Consider the following 17,899-nt stretch of genomic DNA (forward strand, 5'->3'; position numbering starts at 1 on the left):
CATGGTCAGCCCCATGCTTTACTGGCGGCGCTGGCTGTGTGGTGTCGCAGCGATCACCCTCACCGGCGCCCTCGCCGCGAGTGCCATCGCCATCAGCCCCCCGGCAGACGCGAGTCGCGCCGCAGAACAGCTGCGGATGGAAGCGACGCGCTACCGCCAGATGCAGGGCCGCTGGCAACCAGTGGATGGAGGCAAAGAACTCAAGCCCGGCGACCGCGACAGCCGTGTTAAACAACTGCGCAGGCTACTGCAACTGCTGGGAGACTTCCGGGGCCTGCCCGGGCCCATCACCCTGCTCACCCCCGACACAGCCCGGTTTGACGGCGCGGTGCAATACGCGGTGGAGCGTTTCCAGCAACGCCATGGGCTCGAGGTCAGTGGTGCCGCTGATACAGCTACGCTGTCCGAACTGGCGGTCAGTCCCACCGTGCGGGCACGCCAGCTGGAACTGAATGCCCAGCGCTGGGAGAAGCTGCCGCTGCCGAGTAAGGATCGCTACGTGCTGGTCAATATCCCCGACTATCGGCTGCAACTGATCGAGCGGGGGCGCGAGGTCCTGGGCATGAGGACGGTAGTGGGCAAGAGCAGCTCCCGCACCCCACCGATCACCAGCCGTATCACCAACGTGGTTTTCAACCCCACCTGGACGGTACCGCGCAGCATCCTGCTGACCGACCTGCTACCCAAGGCCCGTAACAACCCCGAGGCCATGCATAACCGCGGCTACCGGGTGGTTTCGTACCGAAGTGGGGATACCACGACTATTTCCCCCGACAGTATCGACCGGGCCGCACACGGCCACGCCACGCTGAGACAGATCAGCGGTCCCGGCAACACCCTGGGACGGGTCAAGTTTGTGCTCCCCAACAGGCAATCGATCTACCTGCACGATACCCAGGCCCAGAGCCTGTTCGAGCAGCATCACCGGGCCTTCAGTCACGGCTGCGTGCGCCTGGAGCATCCGGAGGAACTGGCTTACGCGCTGCTGCGCCGGCAGGGCTGGGACCGCACCCGCATTGCCCAGGTAACCACCGGCACCGAGACGATGAATGTTCGCATCAAGAACCCGGCCCGCCTGTTTATCACCTACCTCACGGCCTGGATTGATGATGACGGCCGACTGCAGTTCCGGCGGGATATTTACCACCGCGACAAGTCCGGAGCGGACGCTAACTGACCGGCGATCCCGGCTGCAGGCACTGATTTTTCACGTAATCCAGCCAGAGCAGCCCGTCGTCCTACAGCAGGGGCCAGCTAACACCTTACGGTCACAAAAAAATTATTTTTCAGTGCAAACCGGCGGGATGACAACGCTGTCTCATTTTTTCAGCCACCACCGACCGGGACCACCCCCAAGTCCCCCTCACCCCCATAGCCTATTGGAACAAAGTTGCCAAACCTGTTTTACGATCCTTTTGTAATGACCCGTAAAAGGTTTGTAACGGGTGGTTATTTTTCGTACAGTTCTCCCCGTGCTCGATGGCGCCCCAAGCAACTAGCCCGCAACGGCTGGCAGAGAGGAAGCCAAGAGCGACTGAAGAGAAATGTATGACGAGGCGGAAACAGGGTATGAACAATCCATCCAGACGTCGATTCCTGGCAGTTACCTGTGCTACAGCGGCTGCGGTCACTGCCGGACCGACACTCGCGAAAGTGGGCAACGCCCGCACACTGAAAATGCGCAACCTGCACACCGGAGAGACGTTGAACACCGCCTTCTGGTCGAATGGTGACTACGATCGCAGCGGCCTGAAGCAGTTCAACCGCCTGTTGCGCGACCATCGCGCTAACGAGGTCACGCGCATGGACCCGGAGCTGTTTGACCTTGTCTACAAGCTGAAGCAGAAGCTGAACTTCAACGGCACTGTGGAGATCATCTCCGGTTACCGCTCGGCGAAGACCAACGCCATGCTGCGCTCTCGCTCCAAGGGCGTTGCCAAACGCAGCTACCACACTCGCGGCATGGCGCTCGATATCCGCATGCCGGGTGTGCCCCTGTCCAAGCTGCGCCGCGCGGCACTGGACCTGAAAATGGGCGGTGTGGGTTACTATCCCAAGAGTAACTTCGTGCACGTGGACACCGGCCCGGTACGCCGCTGGTAATCCCGAGCACACACAGCCATAAAGCAAACCCCGGCCCAGGCCGGGGTTTGTCATTTCTGGGCGGGGCATTTCCAGTGCTGGCCCTGCCCCCTGTCAGCAGCACTAGTCTCCCACCCCAACCGATCAGTGTTCGGTGGTGAGGGAGACCGGGGTCACATCATCCTCCCCCGCCGGGATTTCCGCACGGCCCGACATCAGTCCCGCGATATCCTCCAGTAACTCCCGTGCGCTGGCCAGCTGGCCGAGTTCCGCCAACTCCACCGGGTCTTCCATCTTCAGCAGCTGCTCCTCGAGCGTATCGAAGCGCTCGGCCAGCGCCTCCTGCTGGCGTGGAGTGAGCAACAGCTGCGCCAGGCCCGGTCCCTGGGTCGGGACCCAGGCCGCCTGCAAGGTCCGCAACATGGCCAGGATTGCCTGCTTGGAATCCGCGGCACGGCCACTCTCCACATCGCTCTCGGAGCTCTCCGGCAACCGTCGCAAAAGCTCCTCATCCACTGTGCGCAGATGCGAAGCGCGCACCTGCTGCAGGCGGGCTTCCGGCTGCAGGGCCAGGAAATGGCGCGACAGGTCGTTCACCGTAAACGGCCAGCGGCGCTCCAGGCTCGCCAGGTCCTCAGCCAGTGCCTCCCCCATCAGCCGGGTAAGCTCCCGCCGGCGGTTTGCGGCCAGGGCCTCGGGCTCCTCGCCGCCGGAGGCGGCCTGGAACTGGTCCGCAGAGCGTTCACTGGTCGGGCCCCAGAGCATGATTTCCAGGGCGTGGAAGCCAGTGCTGGCCTCCTCGTGCGCGGTCAGGCGGTGTTGCCGGCGCAGGTTCGCCAGGGTGAGCTCCACTGCGGTGTCGTTGACGATACCGCTCTCGGAATAGCCGGGCACAGTGTCCAGGTAGCCTGGTTGCACCGGCCAGCTGTCCATGGCCAGCAACAGCTCACGCCCCTGGTCTCGCAATTCCGCCGGCGCGAATGCCAGCTGGATATAGGGCAATACGGCGGCAAACTCCCGGTGGGCATCCAGCCAGGCCAGCTTGGCGGACTCCAGGTGGTCGGCGCTGGGCTTGTCGAGCAGGGTGGTGAGAGCCCGGTTCAGTGCCTCCACCGCCGCGCGGGCATCGATCAGCTGGGCCTCCCCCGCCTGCCAGATAGTGTGCGAGAAGCGCTCGGCAACCTTGCGGTCCACCGCCGGTGGCGCCTTCACGGCCGGGGTATCCTCCCGCGGCGCCCTATCCTCGCGGCTCTCGCAGCCCACAAGCCCCAGTCCCAGCAGGATGGCCAGGGCCACTGAAATACGCTTGAAAACGATTGATCCAGTCACACAAATCCCCACGTCAAGCAATTACAAACCTTCTGTTCCCGGGCCCCAGGGCCCGGGTACTCACTATTTGTCTGCGGCCCTGTTTACCGCAACGGTTCCCGCAGACTGATGATCGGCCAGCCGCGCTGTTCAGCCTCGGCGCGCAGCCTATCGTCCGGGTCCACCGCCACCGGGTGTTCGACCCGCTGCAAGAGCGGCAGGTCATTGATCGAATCGCTGTAAAACCACTTTTCCCCCCGACGGTAGTCAGGATTGCCCGCCAACCATTGCTCGAGGCGCAATACCTTGCCGCTCCGGTAGCAGGGCTCGCCCATTACCTTGCCGGTAAAGCGCCCTTCAACTTCCTCGGGCTCGGTGGCCAGCAGGGTGTCCACCCCCAGCCGCGCGGCGATCGGTTCCACTACAAAGCGGTTGGTCGCGGTGATGATCATGATGTGGTGCCCCTCGCGGCGGTGCCGGGCTATCAACTCCTCGGCCTGGGGCAGCCAGATCTCGCTGACCACCTCCTCCATAAACTGCCGCTGCAGGTTGCCCAGCTGTGCCCGCGAAATCTGCGCCAGGGGCTCAAGCGCAAACTCGAGGTAGGCAAAGATATCCAGTTCACCACGCTGGTAATCCCGGTAGAAACGGTCATTGGCGGAGCGGTAGCGGTCACCGTCGACATGCTCCCGCTCTACCAGGAACTCGCCCCAGGCGTAGTCACTGTCCCCCCCGATCAGGGTGTTATCCAGGTCAAAAATTGCCAGGTGCACCGCACACTCCCTTCTCAAAATATAGTCAACGCAGATCAATAAGCCGGCAGCCACCCCCACTTCAGGGCATTGCGGCGGACAATTTTACCCTTCCCGGGAGCGGTTCACAGGATACGTTTCACTGAATTGCAGTAATGTCCCCCGCTGTGGAACAATGCTGGGCAAGGTTGCGCGGCGGTCGGCCGTGCAGACACAGTTTAGAGGACGGGAATTTGGGCGACGGCAAGCCAAAGCAAGCCGGGCGAAAGAATCGCCGCAGATCCGCCAAGTCCAACCGCCCCAACAACCCCACAACCGGCAACCGCGCCGGCAACAGGCAGGGGCGAGCTTCGGGCGGCGACAACAGCAGTAATATCGACGCGGAGGGTTTCCGCCCCAACGTCGGCATCATTGTGCTGAACGATCGCGGCCAGGCTCTCTGGGCGCGGCGGGTTGGCGGCAAGGACGCCTGGCAGTTTCCGCAGGGCGGCATCAATCCGGGCGAGTCTGCGGAACAGGCGCTGTACCGGGAGCTGTACGAGGAGATCGGACTTACCCGTGACCAGGTGAGTATGATTGCCTGTACCCGGGGCTGGCTGAGATATCGCCTGCCGAAACGCCTGGTTCGCCGGCGGTCTGAACCGCTGTGTATAGGCCAGAAGCAGAAGTGGTACCTGCTGCGGCTACAGGCTCCGGAAAGCGTCATCAGCTTCAACAACGGCTACAAGCCCGAGTTCGATCACTGGCGCTGGGTCAGTTACTGGCACCCGCTCGACAAGGTGGTGGCATTCAAGCGCGAGGTCTATCGCCGCGCACTTACCGAATTGGCGCCACAGCAAATACAATTGGAGAAACGTTGGCTGGGCGAGCGGGGCTAGTCCTGCCCGCATGGTCATAATCGACCCGGCCCGGGATGGCCGGCCGACACTTCCGCTTCACGGCGAGGAAAGGCCTTTGCTCGGATCTCTGCGCAGTATCGTTCAGGAAGTCAACGCGGCACGCGACCTGCCCGCGGTGCTGGATATTATCGTGCACCGCGTGCGCGAGGTAATGCACACCAAGGTCTGCTCCGTTTACCTGCGCGACAATCACTCAGACACCTATGTGCTGATGGCGACCCGGGGCCTGAACCCCGACGCCGTGGGCCATGTACACCTGGCCCCGGGCGAGGGCCTGGTGGGCAATGTGGTCACGCGCGAGGAACCGATCAACCTCGAGCGCGCTGAGGCCCACCCCGCATATCATTATTTTCCCGCCACCGGGGAAGAGCGATTCAGTGCCTTCCTCGGCACCCCCATCATCCACCACCGGCAGGTTCTCGGTGTGCTGGTGGTACAGCAGGCAGAACAGCGGCGTTTTGACGAGGGCGAGGAGGCATTTCTGGTCACGCTGTCAGCACAGCTGGCCGGGGTCATCGCCCACGCCGAGGCCACCGGTGCCCTGGCTGCCATTGGCCAGCAGCGGCGGGAAGCCAAATTCTCCGGCCTGGCCGCCTCCCCCGGGGTCGCCATCGGCCGCGCGCACATCGTCGCCCCACCTGCCAACCTGGCCACCGTGCCTTTCGCCTGCTGCATGGATGTGGACGCCGAGCTGGAGCTCTTCAACCAGGCACTGGCCAATGCCCGCACCGAAATCCGCGAGGTGGGCGAGCGGCTCAAGGGAGATCTGAACCGCGAGGAGCGGGCGCTGTTCGACGCCTACATCAGCATGCTCGATGACAGCTCCATCGCCGTCGAGGTCTCCGACCGCATCCGCCAGCAGCTCACAGCCAGCCGCGCATGGGCCGAAGTCATGCTGGAGCACGTGCGTCGCTTTGAAGCCATGTCCGATTCCTATTTCCGCGACCGCGCCGCCGATGTGCGGGACCTGGGCGCCCGCGTGCTGATGCACCTGCGCCAGCAACAGCAGATCGAGCGCGACTACCCGGAGAAGACCATTCTGGTGGGTGAGGAGCTCACCGCCGCGGCCCTGGCACAGGTCCCCCGCGAGAAGCTGGTGGGCCTGGTGTCCGTCAAGGGTTCTGCCAACAGCCACGTGGCCATCATCGCCCGCGCCATGGGCCTGCCTGCCGTCATGGGTGCCCAGGAACTGCCGTTCGAGCGCATCGACGGCGAGGACCTGGTCGTTGACGGCTACCGCGGCGAGCTGTTCGTACACCCCAGCCCGGAACTGCGGCGCCGCTATGACAGCATCGTCGAGGAAGAGCGCGAACTCGCCCGCAACCTGGATCACCTGGCCAGTCTTCCCGGGGAGACCGCCGACGGCCACCGGGTGCGGCTGTGGGTCAATACCGGCCTGATGGCGGACGTGGTGCGCTCGCTGGAGCGCGGCGCCGAGGGCGTGGGACTCTACCGCACCGAGGTTCCCTTCCTGCTGCGCGACCGCTTCCCGTCCGAGGAAGAGCAGCGGGAAATCTACCGCGAACAGCTGGAGGCTTTCGCGCCGCGGCCGGTCACCATGCGCACCCTGGATATCGGCGGCGACAAGGCACTGGCCTATTTCCCCATCGAGGAAACCAACCCCTTTCTTGGCTGGCGCGGCATCCGCGTAACTCTCGACCACCCGGAGATTTTCCTCGGCCAGGTGCGCGCAATGATGAAGGCCAGCGAGGGGCTGGATAACCTGCGAATCATGCTGCCCATGATCAGCGGAGTGGCCGAACTGGAAGCAGCCCGCAAGCTGGTGGAGCGGGCCTATGCAGAGCTGGTGGACGAGGGCTTCAAGATCACCATGCCGCCGCTGGGCATCATGATCGAGGTGCCATCGGCGGTATACCAGGCGCGCGAGCTCGCCGAGCGGGTCGACTTCATGTCCGTGGGCAGCAATGACCTGACCCAGTACCTGCTCGCCGTCGACCGCAACAACAGTCGCGTGGCGGGGAACTATCACGCCCTGCACCCGGCGGTACTGCGGGCCCTCAGCGAGGTGGTCAGGGCCGGCCATGAGGGGCACACCAAGGTCGGCATCTGCGGCGAACTGGCCGGGGATCCGGGCGGCGCCCTGCTGCTGCTCGCCATGGGCTACGACGTGCTGTCCATGAACGCCACCAACCTGCCGCGGGTCAAGGCCACCCTCCGCGCCGTATCCCGGGCCGATACACAACGCCTGCTGGAGCGGGTACTCCACATGCAGTGCCCGGAGGAGATCGAAACCACCCTGCAGGACTACCTCAAGGGGCTGGGACTGAAAGCGCTGCTGCAGCCACAGTGACCCTGTCACCGGCCGCGCGGGAATGACAGCCAAAAAGCAGCCACAAAAAAAGCCGCACCGGTTTCCCGCTGCGGCTTTTTCATGCCCGGATGGCGATCAGCCCTCTTCGGACTCGGCCCGGTAGGCGTCGGCATCCAGCATGTTGTCCAGCTCGCTGGTGTCGCTGGGCTTGACCCGGAAGAACCAGCCCTCGTCGTAAGGGGAGGAGTTCACGGTCTCCGGGGCGTCTTCCAGCGCCTCGTTCACCTCGATCACTTCACCGGACACCGGCGCATAGATATCGCTGGCGGCCTTCACGGACTCAACCACACCCGCCTCATCGCCGGCAGCGAGATTGGTGCCCACTTCCGGGGTCTCGACGTATACGACGTCGCCCAGCGCGTCCTGGGCGTGGTCACTGATACCGATGGTTACGGTGCCGTCTTCCTCCAGGCGCGCCCATTCGTGGCTGGAGAGGTATTTCAGTTCGTTGCGGATTTCGCTCATGCTGTGATCCCTCGATTAAGGATTTCTGATTCGGTAAACCCGGCACGGAACGCCTGCCTGGCGCCGTGCCCGGTCGCATTACTGGTTCCGGCGCGGCCTCAGATAACCGACTTGCCGTTGCGCACAAAGCTGGGCTTGACCACTTTCACCGGCACCAGCTTTTTGCGGATTTCCACCTGGGCCCGGTCACCGACGCTCACTGGCACGCGCGCCATGGCGATGGAGTGGCCCAGGGTCGGCGAAAACGTTCCGCTGGTGATGATACCGACCTCGTCGCTGCCGTCCACTTTTACCACCTGGCCGGCACGCAGCACACCGCGCTCTTCCAGCACCAGCCCCACCAGTTTCTGCTTCCTGCCCGCTGCCTTCTCCGCCTCAAGTGCTTCGCGGCCGACAAACTTGCGCTCCTCCGGCTCCCAGGCAACGGTCCAGCCCATGTTCGCCGCCAGCGGCGAGGTGTCGTCGTCCATTTCGTGGCCATAGAGATTCATGCCCGCCTCGAGACGCAGGGTGTCACGGGCACCAAGGCCACAGGGGGCCACGCCGGCTTTCTCCAGCGCACGCCAGAAGCCGTCCGCGTCATCGGCAGCCAGCATGATTTCCAGCCCGTCCTCACCGGTATAGCCGGTGCGGGCCACAAACCACTCGCCGCGTGCGACACTTTCAAACGGCTTGAGAGCGTCGATGGCTGCGGTCCACTCGATGCCCAGTACTTCCTTGGCCTTGTCCAGGGCTTCGGGCCCCTGCACGGCCACCATGGCCAGCTCGGGGCGCTCGGTCAGGGTGACATCAAACTGCTTCGCCTGCTCCTGCATCCAGGCCATGTCCTTCTCTCGGGTGGCACAATTGACCACCACCCGGTAGCCGGGATCGCGCAAATATACGATCAGGTCGTCAATTACCCCACCGCGCTCGTTCAGCATCCCGGTATACAGCGCCTTGCCCGGCTTGCCGTCCAGCTTGGCCACATCGTTTGCCAGCAGGTAGCGCAGGTAGTCACGGGCACCGTCACCATCGACATCCACGACGGTCATGTGGGAGACATCGAACATGCCCGCCGCGGTACGCACCTTGTTGTGCTCTTCCAGCTGCGAGCCATAGTGCAGCGGCATATCCCAGCCGCCGAAGTCGACCATTTTGCCGCCCATGGCGACATGCGCGTCATACAGAGGCGTTCTGTTTCCCATCTTTTGTTCTCGAATCTGTCTGTTAGAAAGCCGCGTATTCTACCGGCCGCGCCACCGCCCTTACCAGATGGCGATCTTCTGCAAGCCTAGCAGGCAACGGGACTTAAACCTGTCCGGCGCCCTGCTGGCCGACAAAGATTCCGCGGGGCCGGGCGTCGCGGGAGAGACAGCGGGCACAGGCCGTCGTAACACTTTGCAACCGGCGGGTTTGGGTGTATAAGTCACTCGCGGCGACGACCGGTCGCCTCCAGCCCGGAGCCTCCTCCTTTGAACACAGCTTTGCGCGCCACCAGCGACCGCCCCTGCGGCCCGCGGGACGGCGACCCCATTGACCAGATCGCCGCGGCGCTGCGCACCGACGGCTATATCGTGCTGCCCGCGCCGCTGCCTCCCGCCGCGCTGGGCGGATTACTGCGGCACTTCCGCTCCATCGACCGCGAGCAGTTCCGCCGTGCGGGTATTGGCCGGGAGGATGAGCACCAGCTGAATCGCTTCGTGCGCAGCGACAAGATTTTCTGGCTCGACAACACCAACCTGTCAGTGAATGCCTACCTCTCCTGGATGGAGGCCCTGCGGGTGGGGCTCAACCGGCGGCTCTTCCTGGGCCTGTTCGATTACGAGTGCCACTACGCGTATTACGATCGCGGCACCTTCTATAAAAAACACCTCGACTGCTTCCAGGGCAGCACCAACAGGGTGCTGAGCACCGTGCTCTACCTGACCCCGAACTGGCAGCCCCGCGATGGTGGCGAGCTGGCGATCTACCCCCCGGGCGAGGAAGCGGCTGCGCCGGACGCGCTGCCCCTGCTGAAGGTGGCACCGCGTTTCGGGCAGATGGTGATTTTCCTGAGCGAGGAATTCCCCCACGAGGTCCTTACCGTCAACCGGCCACGCTACAGCGTCACCGGCTGGTACCGGGTCAACAACAGCCTCGGCGACATTGTCGACCCGGCTTCCTGACGCGGGCCCGGGGCTGGCGGTCACGCCCCTTCGCCATGGTTTCAGCAGACGGCTGCTGCCTTGCGCAGCATGCCCGCCACGGTTGGGACCGCATCAATATGGATATCGGCGTGCAGGCGACGCGCCACATCCGCCGCACTGATCAGGCCACGCACATGATGCAGGTCGCGGTCCACCACCAGGCAGCTATGCTGGCCCTCCCGGCGCATGGCCTGGAGAACCTCCCGAATACTGGAGCGCTGGACCTGCGGATAGCTGAGCAGCTGCAGCTCCCGCCGAGGGCGCATCAGGTCACCAACGGTGAGTTCCTGACGCGACTGGCCCGCAGCCACACGCTGCATGACCCGCTGGTAGGAAATATCGTCAGCGCTCAGGAGGCCGATAAAGTCTCCGTGGCGATCCAGTACCAGGACAGCGCCCAGGTGGCCGGCACGCATCAGCCGTGAGGCCTCCTGTGCCGGTACCGACGGCGTGAGGATGGCCGGGTGGTGGTCCTTGAAGTCAGTGATAAAGCTGAGTGCCGGCGAATCCAGGTGCAGATCACTGAACTCTTCCGGGAATACAAGCTTGTCCACGCTCTCAAGCGGGACGAAATCCAGGTTTTTCATGGCATTAACTCTCCTGCACGGGCCGCAGCCGCGACTCGTGCCTGTGGTTACGTTCGGAAGGCCTCGGTGGCCCCGGGTAATTGAATGGCGGAGTTATGCCTGGAGAGGAGGGGCGCGGATCGCGTTACCGGCTCGCGCCCGGGGGAGTGCCCGGCCGATCTTCCGCGCGATGGTACCGGCCCGGGAAATGGGAGTTGCGGTAACCGGGCCGATACTGCGCGGCGGCAGCGAATCGGTATCGCTGTCGGGGTTGGAGACCGGTGCGCTCTGGCTGTCGTCCTGGGGCTGGTCCGACAGGTCGGCACGTTCAAATCCTGGCGAAAACGGCTCTGCCAGCACCGCCGAACACAGCAGTACCGATTGCAGCAGAATTAACGCCAGGTTTTTACGCACGCTTACCCACCTTCACACCTCTGTCTCTGTCGAGTGGACCTTCGACTGGCAAGGGCCACAGCACCGGTGGCCGGATTGCTGCAGACAGTATATTTTGACCCGACCCGGGGTGGCGGGCTCCGGGGGAACTGCCCGCTCACTCCCGTGACTGCCGGTCCGGGTTGTCGTCCTGCCGGGGTTCCCCGTCATCGCGGCTGGCGTCACTGGCCGTTTCACGATCCGTATCCAGGCCGGCATCCCGGTCCGCATCTTCATCCACTTTAAGCCCGTATCGCTTGGAGCGCCAGCGCCACAGTCGCTTGGCCACTTCCTGGCGATCGGCAGTCTTGTCCGCCTCGTCGACAATTTCCTCACCCAGCAGGGTCTCGAGGATGTCCTCCAGTGTCACCAGCCCCTCGAGACTGCCGTATTCATCCACCACCGCGCTGATCTGGACGCGACGGCGCATCATTTTCTGGAATACCTGATAGATGGTGGCAGTCTCCGGCAACATCAACATGTCACGGCGATAAACCGAAAGTTTTTCATTCCCCCCGTTGCGGGCATAGGCCAGGAGCAGGTCCTGTTTCAGCACAAAGCCCACGACACAATCCGGGTCCTGCTGCTCGTAAATTGGGATACGCGAGAAACGGCTCTTTTCCACTTCCTCGTAGGATTCCCCAACGGTGGCGTCCTGGGAAAGGGAAAAAACCACGGTGCGCGGCGTCATCACCTCGCGCACCGAATGGTCGCGCAGGGTGAAGAACAGGTTGCGCAGGATACTGGACTCCTGGCGCTCCAGCTGGCCCTCAGCCTCACCCAGCTCCGCCATCACCGCAAACTCCTCTCGGCTGAAACCGGTCAGTGTGGGCCCATGGGAAAGCCCGCGGGTCAGCCATTCGGACATTTTTACAAACGGATAGAGCACCCATACCAGTCCGCGCAGGGCGTAGGCTGTGGCCGGGGCGAGCTGGCGCCAGTAAAAGGCGCCCAGTGTTTTCGGGATAATCTCGGAAAATACCAGGATCAGCAGGGTAAGGATGGCCGACGCAATCCCCAGGTACTGGTTGCCGAACACCGCAGCAGCCTGGGCACCGGCACCGGCAGCACCGGCGGTATGTGCAATGGTGTTCAGGGTCAGGATGGCCGCCAGTGGCGCATTGATATCCTGTTTCAATTCCCGCAGCACCTTCCCCGAGCGATGCCCCTCACGTTCCATCAGGCTGACATAGGGCGTGGTGACACTGAGAATTACAGATTCGGCGATCGAGCACAGGAAAGAAAAACCCAACGCGATCAGCACGTAGACGATCAATAAAATCATTCTGGATCAGGCAGCCCCGTCGTCATTGGTAAAGTGGCGGTCCCCACCGGCAAGGCAATAGACTCCTGCCAGCAGCACGCCGCAGGCAAACCCACCCAAATGGGCGGCATTGGCCACGCCGACCCCGACCAGCATGGTCACCAGTCCGGTGGCGCAAACTAACAGCCAGCCCACCGCCACTGCAACGATGCCGCGGGGCACGTCCAGCCAGCCGGGATGCCGTCGCTGCAGTACAAACACGCAGCCCACCAGCGCATACACAACACCAGACATACCGCCAAACAAGGTTCCCGGCGACGACCAGTACTGAGCCAGGTTCGCCCCGGCCGCACTCACCAGCACTGCGACAAGAAATACCGGGCTGCCGGCACGCGCTTCCAGGGGCCGGCCGACGATCCAGATTCCAAGCGCATTGAACAGGGCATGGGGCAACGAAAAATGCAGGACGGCCGGTGTCCACAAGCGCCAGTATTCGCCACTGGCGAAATGCCAGGCGAGCGTGGATGTGGCGAGGGAAAAGTCGGCGCCGCGATCGGGCATGATGATAAGCTGCCGCGCCACGCTGCCACTGGCCAGGAACCAGCCGGCGAAACAAAGCAGGATCAGCGCCAGGCTCACCGGCGTGCGATCCAGCGGCCAGCTGGGAAGCCCCGGGGCCATTGCCTGGTATTCCCGTTCGTTTTCGCCGGCCCCATCCGCTTCGGTGCCACCGGGCTGCGCGGTGACCTGGACCTGGGACAGGTCGATCTCACCGTTACTCCAGCGTTCCAGCAGGGGCTGCATGATTTCCGCGAGGTGCGGGTCCGGAGTGGCCAGGCGCTGGCCGTTGCGCTCTTCACTAATGCGCAACGGCAGGCCGGAACGCCGGATAAACTGCGCCAGCTCAGTGAGATCCTGTTGCGGGGGAAATTCCCGGACGGTAATCCAGTCGCTCAAGTTGTGCCTGTGTCTTCCCTAAAGACCCGCGTGCGAGTAACCGGTCAAACCGCCATCGCACGCAGGATAATACGTTTTTTCAGTAGCGGGCTGGCGTCCACCATACTCAATCCGGTATTGCGCAGCCAGCGCCAGTGCAGGTCCCCCGCACCGAACAGGGACTTGAAGGCACTCATCGCCTTGAGGGTGGCCGCGTTGTCGCCGCGTCGGCGGCGCTGGTAGCGCGCCAGCACCGAGTTATCAGCGGGTTCCAGGTCACGTTTCAATGCGCGCGCAATTTCCTCGCTCAGTACGCGCACATCCTGCAACCCCAGGTTGGCCCCCTGTCCCGCCAGCGGATGGATACTATGTGCCGCATCGCCGATCAGCACTGCGCCGGGACCAAAATAGGATTCCGCATGGCGCGCGCGCAGCGGGAATGCAAAGCGCTCACCGACGGCCTCCACTTCGCCGAGGCGGCTCTCGAACGCCTTTTCCATATTCAGGGCGAAGGCCGCATCATCCAGTTCAATCAGCTCCCGCGCCAGGGCGTCATCTGCCGACCACACCACTGCGCAGTGATTTTCATCGCCGAGGCCGCTGAGCGGCAGGAAGGCCAGCGGCCCCTCCCTGAGGAAACGCTGCCAGGCGGTGTGGCGATGGGGCTCGCTGCAGCGGGCCACGCACACCATGGCAGTCTGGTGGTAATTGGTCTCGGTGCACCGGATATGCAACAGGTCGCGCACCCGCGAGCGCACGCCGTCGGCACCGATCAACAGGCGCGCGTGCAGGGTCTCGGGATTGCGTTCGATACCCTCCACATCCGCAAGTCGGTCCGAACGCGGCTGCAGATGCCATAGCCCGCAGTCCCGCCACCAGCTTTCCAGGCGAAAGCCGGTAATCAATTCCGCATTGGGGAGTTCCTCGATACGCTGCCGCAGCGCATTCACAACCACATTGTTTTCGACAATGTGGCCAAGGTTCGGCAGCTGTACGTCGCGGCTATTGAAACACACGGAACCGGTGCCCTCCGCGTCCCATACCCGCATCTCGCCGTACGGGCAGGCGCGCTTCCCCATCAGCGCCCACGCCCCCACTTCCTCGAGCAATTCGTGGGATGCCTGTGTCAGGGCCACCACACGGGGGTCGTAAGTATCCGCTGACACCGATGGCAGTTCCGGGGACGCTTCCAGCACCGCCACCTGCAGCTGCGGGTGACGCACTGCCAGGAGTGCCGCCTGCGCGAGCCCGACCATACCGGCGCCGACCACCGCAATATCGAGACGTTGTCTGTTCATAGGTGCCTTTCCAGCTATTGCCCCACCGGCGCTTGCCGGGTGAGTGCGCTCAATTAAAGCCCAAATCCGGCCGCCTGGCCGGCAAATTCTGACCGCAGGGGCGGTGCCAGCGCCAGGCCCAGCAACCCGAACTGGCGCACTCCCTGGGCCAGCAGGCCGGGGGCGGCAAAGAGTGCCGGCACACGATCGCTGAAACCAATGGTCAGCTGCTGGTCCAGCTGCCGAGATCGTGCATATTCCTGTAACAAGTCTAGCCGCTCAGATGAATTTTGCGCCAACCCACCCCGGGCGAGCACCTGAGCCAGGCCGTGGCAGTCCCGCAGGGTCAGGTTGAAGCCCTGACCCGCCACCGGGTGCAGGAAATGGGCGCAGTTGCCCACCAACACCAGGTCACGGCGCCATTGCTCCCGCGCCAGCGACAGGCTCAGTGGGTAACTGCTTACTTCCCCCGCGCATTCGATCCGCCCGGCCCGCCAACCAAACGCCTGCTGTAATCGCCGCACAAACTCCCCGCTCGCCAGTGATTCGATTTCCGGCGCACGCTCTTCGGGGCAGGTCCAGACCAGAGCCATGCGATGCCGGCCCTGGCGGCGAGGCAGGGGCAACAGGGCCATGGGACCATCCGGGGTGAACCGCTCGTAAGCCACGCCACCGTGATCGCGCTGCAATCCCAGCGTCGTCACCAGGGCGCGCTGGTTGTAGGCAACCCGCTCAGTCTCGATGCCCAGGCTCCGGCACAGCGGCGAGTCCACCCCGTCCGCCACCACCAGCAGGCCGGCGCGCAATGACTGCCCGGCCTCGTTCTCACCGGCACACCACTGCAATTGCGGACCGTCCGCTGACATCTGCAGGTCAGTAACCCGGGCCGGCGCCAGCAGGCGCACGTCCGTCTCTGCCAGGGCAGCGTGCAACACCGGGCCCAGCGCAGCGTTTTCCACCACAGCGCCCAGCATGCCGTCATAACTCGCTCGCGGCTCGCTGCGCGACCGCAGGGAAACCCCCACCGAGTGGCCCCGGTCGCTGACCTGCACCCGCCCGATGGGGGCAGCGTATTCCCGCAACTGTGACCAGACCCCAAGCTCGTCGAACAACTGCAGGCTACCCGCGGCCAGTGCGGTGGCGCGGGCATCAAAACTGGGCAACCGGATACTGGCAGCTGCCCCGGGCAGCGCATGCTGTTCCAGCAGAGCCACGGACAACTGCGGGCAGGATTGTTGCAGCATTAGCGCCAGGCTGACGCCGGCCATGCCACCGCCGACAATGGCAACATCAACGAACTCTTGCGGCTGGCTCACAGCAACGCCTCCTGTACATCCCCACAACGAATCAGATATTCCACGTCGGCCACCCCTCTGGGCGCATCCGCCGACAATACCTCGGGCCCATCTTTAAGCAGTGCGACATCGTCCTCGATACGGATACCGATACCACGGAATTTTTCCGGCACCTGGTTATCATCGGCGGCGATATAGATACCCGGCTCAACGGTCATCGCCATTCCCGCCTCCAGCAGGCGCCACTGCCCATGCACGCGATAGTCACCCACATCATGTACGTCCATTCCCAGCCAGTGGCCCGCACGGTGCATATAAAAACGACGGTAGGCACCGGACTCGATAATCCCGCTCAACTCGCCGTGCAACAAACCGAGATCCACCAGGCCCTGCGCGATCACTTCTACGCTGGCCAGGTGCGGGGCATTCCAGTCATTGCCAACCTGAAGCTTGCCAATCGCCGCCTCCTGGGCTGCCAGCACAATTTCGTACAGCGCTTTCTGTGCGCCGCTGAACCGGCCATTGACCGGATAGGTGCGGGTCACATCCGCGGCGTAACCGCGGTATTCACATCCTGCATCCACAAGTACAAGGTCGCCGTTTTTCAGCGGCGCGCTGTTTTCGCAGTAGTGCATCACCAGTGCGTTGCGGCCCGCAGCCACAATACTCGGGTAGGCGGGCTCGCGCGCGCCGGCGGCGACAAAACCGTGCAGCAACTCCGCCTCCAGGTGGTGTTCACACAGTCCCGGGCGGCATGCAGCCATGGCCCGCTTGTGCGCCGCGGCGGTAATTTCTGCCGCACGGCGCATCAGCCGAACCTCCTGGGCACTCTTGTAAAGGCGCAGGTCGTGCAGGTGGCGGTCCAGATCCACCAGTTCCGGCGCCCCGTCACTGCCGGGTGCGGCGTCGAGTGTGCGCAGGTATCCATGCAGGCGCCGATCCAGCTGGGGAAAGCGACCCAGGGTGTAATAAATACGGCTGCGCCCCTCAAGCAGACCGGGCAGGATGTCATCCAGGTCGCCAATCGGAAACGCGTCGCAGAGGCCACACGCCTCCGCCGCCCGCTCCGGGCCCAGCCGGGGACCGTCCCACAGTTCCTTTTCCGCATCGCGCTCGCGGCAAAACAGGATGGATTCTCCCTGCGCCCTTCCTGGAACCAGCACCAGCAATGCTTCCGGCTCGCGAAAACCGGTCAGGTAGAGGAAGTCACTGTCCTGCCGGAAAGGGAAATAAGTATCACGCGAACGCAACTGCTCCCGGGCTGCAGGCACAATCGCCAGGCCATCCCGATCCAGGGCCGCCACCAGGCGCGCTCGGCGCCGGGCATATTCCGCCTTGCCAATAGCCATCAATGTACCGTGGGACCGCCCGCGCTTCCGTTACCGCCGGGGCGGCTGGCCGCTTGCGCGGCCGCCACCTCGGTGAAGATATTCATCACGGCCACGCGCACATATTCCTCCACCTGCAACAGCTGGTTTTCGGTTTCCTCCGAGTCATCCAGCTCGGTCTCGTCCACCTGGGCCACGGCACCCAGGTCGCGCAACGCCTCATCGCTGGTTTCCTGCAGCTTGCCCCTGAACTGGCCGATACCGAAACCGTGCAGGAACCCCTGGCACCAGTGCCCCAGGGTCAGGGTACGTGCCGCGAGGTCCGGGTCATCGGTCAGTAACAGCTGGAAATCGAAATTACTGTCTTCCAGCTGCGCCTGGCTCTCCCGGGCCAACTCGACAAAAGCACGGCTGAGGTCAGCAGGGACCGCCTCCAGGTCGAGCTGCTCCGCCAGCTCGGACTGCCAGCGCTTTTTGTCCGGGCGTGCGCCCGCCGACAAAATACCGCAGACAAACCCGTGCAGCTCGCTGGGATCGGCCCGGCCACCGGCAGCCATGATGGCGTTGGCGAGGGAATGAAAATCGGTAGCGGGTCTTGTCATATCGACGGCTCGGTACATTATTGATTTACAGTTTTGCTGATTATCGGCGACAACAGCGGATCCGGTGCCCGAAGTGCTCAGAGTTTGCGCACTTCGTCGCTTTATGCCGCAAGTGTGCATACTTCACGGCCAGCAGTGGCAGGCAGGATGTAAATTTGTGATTGCCTGCTCGGGCGGGATAATTGACCCACCA

General features: G+C 63.6%; 17 protein-coding genes. 5 read left to right on the forward strand and 12 right to left on the reverse strand.

Features of this window, described 5'->3' with window-relative positions:
- Positions 1–13: 13 nt before the first annotated feature.
- Both LVD11_RS05905 and mepK read left to right on the forward strand, forming a co-directional pair.
- Positions 14–1,177 carry a L,D-transpeptidase family protein gene (locus LVD11_RS05905; RefSeq protein ID WP_237057234.1) on the forward strand — a complete coding sequence of 388 codons (1,164 nt, stop codon included), beginning with the start codon at positions 14–16 and terminating at the stop codon, positions 1,175–1,177.
- 392 nt (positions 1,178–1,569) lie between these two features.
- On the forward strand, positions 1,570–2,103 hold the full coding sequence (mepK, locus tag LVD11_RS05910; protein ID WP_237057235.1) for a peptidoglycan L,D-endopeptidase MepK: 534 nt from the start codon (positions 1,570–1,572) through the stop codon (positions 2,101–2,103).
- A gap of 123 nt (positions 2,104–2,226) precedes the next feature.
- Here mepK and LVD11_RS05915 read toward each other — a convergent pair whose 3' ends face one another.
- Both LVD11_RS05915 and LVD11_RS05920 read right to left on the reverse strand, forming a co-directional pair.
- Complete coding sequence (locus tag LVD11_RS05915) at positions 2,227–3,411, reverse strand: imelysin family protein (protein WP_237057236.1); 1,185 nt, start codon at positions 3,409–3,411, stop codon at positions 2,227–2,229.
- Between the two features lie 83 nt (positions 3,412–3,494).
- On the reverse strand, positions 3,495–4,163 hold the full coding sequence (locus LVD11_RS05920) for a histidinol-phosphatase (protein ID WP_237057237.1): 669 nt from the start codon (positions 4,161–4,163) through the stop codon (positions 3,495–3,497).
- Positions 4,164–4,375: 212 nt separating this feature from the next.
- Between LVD11_RS05920 and LVD11_RS05925 the strand changes: the two genes are divergently transcribed.
- A complete protein-coding gene (locus LVD11_RS05925; protein ID WP_439651273.1) occupies positions 4,376–5,020 on the forward strand; it encodes an RNA pyrophosphohydrolase in 645 nt (214 codons plus the stop codon).
- A 76-nt stretch (positions 5,021–5,096) separates the two neighbouring features.
- Positions 5,097–7,352 (forward strand): phosphoenolpyruvate--protein phosphotransferase, encoded by a 2,256-nt coding sequence (ptsP, locus tag LVD11_RS05930; protein ID WP_237057238.1) that lies wholly within the window; start codon positions 5,097–5,099, stop codon positions 7,350–7,352.
- 96 nt (positions 7,353–7,448) lie between these two features.
- On the opposite strand, the gene gcvH is transcribed toward ptsP, so the two are convergent.
- Both gcvH and gcvT read right to left on the reverse strand, forming a co-directional pair.
- Complete coding sequence (gcvH, locus tag LVD11_RS05935) at positions 7,449–7,838, reverse strand: glycine cleavage system protein GcvH (RefSeq protein ID WP_237057239.1); 390 nt, start codon at positions 7,836–7,838, stop codon at positions 7,449–7,451.
- A 98-nt stretch (positions 7,839–7,936) separates the two neighbouring features.
- Entirely contained in the window at positions 7,937–9,025 is a 1,089-nt protein-coding gene (gcvT, locus tag LVD11_RS05940; RefSeq protein WP_237057240.1) for a glycine cleavage system aminomethyltransferase GcvT, read from the reverse strand.
- Positions 9,026–9,292: 267 nt separating this feature from the next.
- On the opposite strand from gcvT, the gene LVD11_RS05945 reads away from it, so the two are divergent.
- Entirely contained in the window at positions 9,293–9,985 is a 693-nt protein-coding gene (locus LVD11_RS05945) for a 2OG-Fe(II) oxygenase (protein WP_237057241.1), read from the forward strand.
- 41 nt (positions 9,986–10,026) lie between these two features.
- Here LVD11_RS05945 and LVD11_RS05950 read toward each other — a convergent pair whose 3' ends face one another.
- From LVD11_RS05950 to LVD11_RS05985, 8 genes are all read right to left on the reverse strand, one after another.
- Positions 10,027–10,593 (reverse strand): CBS domain-containing protein, encoded by a 567-nt coding sequence (locus LVD11_RS05950; protein ID WP_237057242.1) that lies wholly within the window; start codon positions 10,591–10,593, stop codon positions 10,027–10,029.
- 93 nt (positions 10,594–10,686) lie between these two features.
- On the reverse strand, positions 10,687–10,986 hold the full coding sequence (locus LVD11_RS05955; RefSeq protein ID WP_237057243.1) for a hypothetical protein: 300 nt from the start codon (positions 10,984–10,986) through the stop codon (positions 10,687–10,689).
- A 136-nt stretch (positions 10,987–11,122) separates the two neighbouring features.
- Entirely contained in the window at positions 11,123–12,289 is a 1,167-nt protein-coding gene (locus tag LVD11_RS05960; RefSeq protein ID WP_237057244.1) for a hemolysin family protein, read from the reverse strand.
- A gap of 6 nt (positions 12,290–12,295) precedes the next feature.
- On the reverse strand, positions 12,296–13,225 hold the full coding sequence (locus LVD11_RS05965) for a rhomboid family intramembrane serine protease (protein WP_237057245.1): 930 nt from the start codon (positions 13,223–13,225) through the stop codon (positions 12,296–12,298).
- 44 nt (positions 13,226–13,269) lie between these two features.
- Complete coding sequence (locus tag LVD11_RS05970) at positions 13,270–14,502, reverse strand: UbiH/UbiF/VisC/COQ6 family ubiquinone biosynthesis hydroxylase (protein ID WP_237057246.1); 1,233 nt, start codon at positions 14,500–14,502, stop codon at positions 13,270–13,272.
- 53 nt (positions 14,503–14,555) lie between these two features.
- Entirely contained in the window at positions 14,556–15,797 is a 1,242-nt protein-coding gene (locus LVD11_RS05975) for an FAD-dependent oxidoreductase (protein WP_237057247.1), read from the reverse strand.
- The gene (locus LVD11_RS05980; RefSeq protein WP_237057248.1) at positions 15,794–17,125 is read right to left on the reverse strand and encodes an aminopeptidase P N-terminal domain-containing protein; all 1,332 of its coding nucleotides are present in this window, start codon (positions 17,123–17,125) and stop codon (positions 15,794–15,796) included. Before LVD11_RS05980 ends, LVD11_RS05975 begins: the two co-directional genes overlap by 4 nt.
- The gene (locus LVD11_RS05985; RefSeq protein WP_237057249.1) at positions 17,125–17,706 is read right to left on the reverse strand and encodes a UPF0149 family protein; all 582 of its coding nucleotides are present in this window, start codon (positions 17,704–17,706) and stop codon (positions 17,125–17,127) included. Before LVD11_RS05985 ends, LVD11_RS05980 begins: the two co-directional genes overlap by 1 nt.
- Positions 17,707–17,899 lie beyond the last annotated feature (193 nt).

The organism is Microbulbifer sediminum (assembly GCF_021729035.1).
Taxonomy (GTDB): domain Bacteria; phylum Pseudomonadota; class Gammaproteobacteria; order Pseudomonadales; family Cellvibrionaceae; genus Microbulbifer; species Microbulbifer sediminum.

Excerpts from the sequence above, each read along its gene's own strand:
- mepK (WP_237057235.1), top strand. The coding sequence starts at position 1,570 with ATGAACAATCCATCCAGACGTCGATTCCTGGCAGTTACCTGTGCTACA.
- LVD11_RS05970 (WP_237057246.1), bottom strand. The coding sequence starts at position 14,502 with ATGAACAGACAACGTCTCGATATTGCGGTGGTCGGCGCCGGTATGGTC.
- LVD11_RS05985 (WP_237057249.1), bottom strand. The coding sequence starts at position 17,706 with ATGACAAGACCCGCTACCGATTTTCATTCCCTCGCCAACGCCATCATG.
- LVD11_RS05905 (WP_237057234.1), top strand. The coding sequence starts at position 14 with ATGCTTTACTGGCGGCGCTGGCTGTGTGGTGTCGCAGCGATCACCCTC.
- LVD11_RS05960 (WP_237057244.1), bottom strand. The coding sequence starts at position 12,289 with ATGATTTTATTGATCGTCTACGTGCTGATCGCGTTGGGTTTTTCTTTC.
- gcvT (WP_237057240.1), bottom strand. The coding sequence starts at position 9,025 with ATGGGAAACAGAACGCCTCTGTATGACGCGCATGTCGCCATGGGCGGC.
- LVD11_RS05950 (WP_237057242.1), bottom strand. The coding sequence starts at position 10,593 with ATGAAAAACCTGGATTTCGTCCCGCTTGAGAGCGTGGACAAGCTTGTA.
- LVD11_RS05980 (WP_237057248.1), bottom strand. The coding sequence starts at position 17,125 with ATGGCTATTGGCAAGGCGGAATATGCCCGGCGCCGAGCGCGCCTGGTG.
- gcvH (WP_237057239.1), bottom strand. The coding sequence starts at position 7,838 with ATGAGCGAAATCCGCAACGAACTGAAATACCTCTCCAGCCACGAATGG.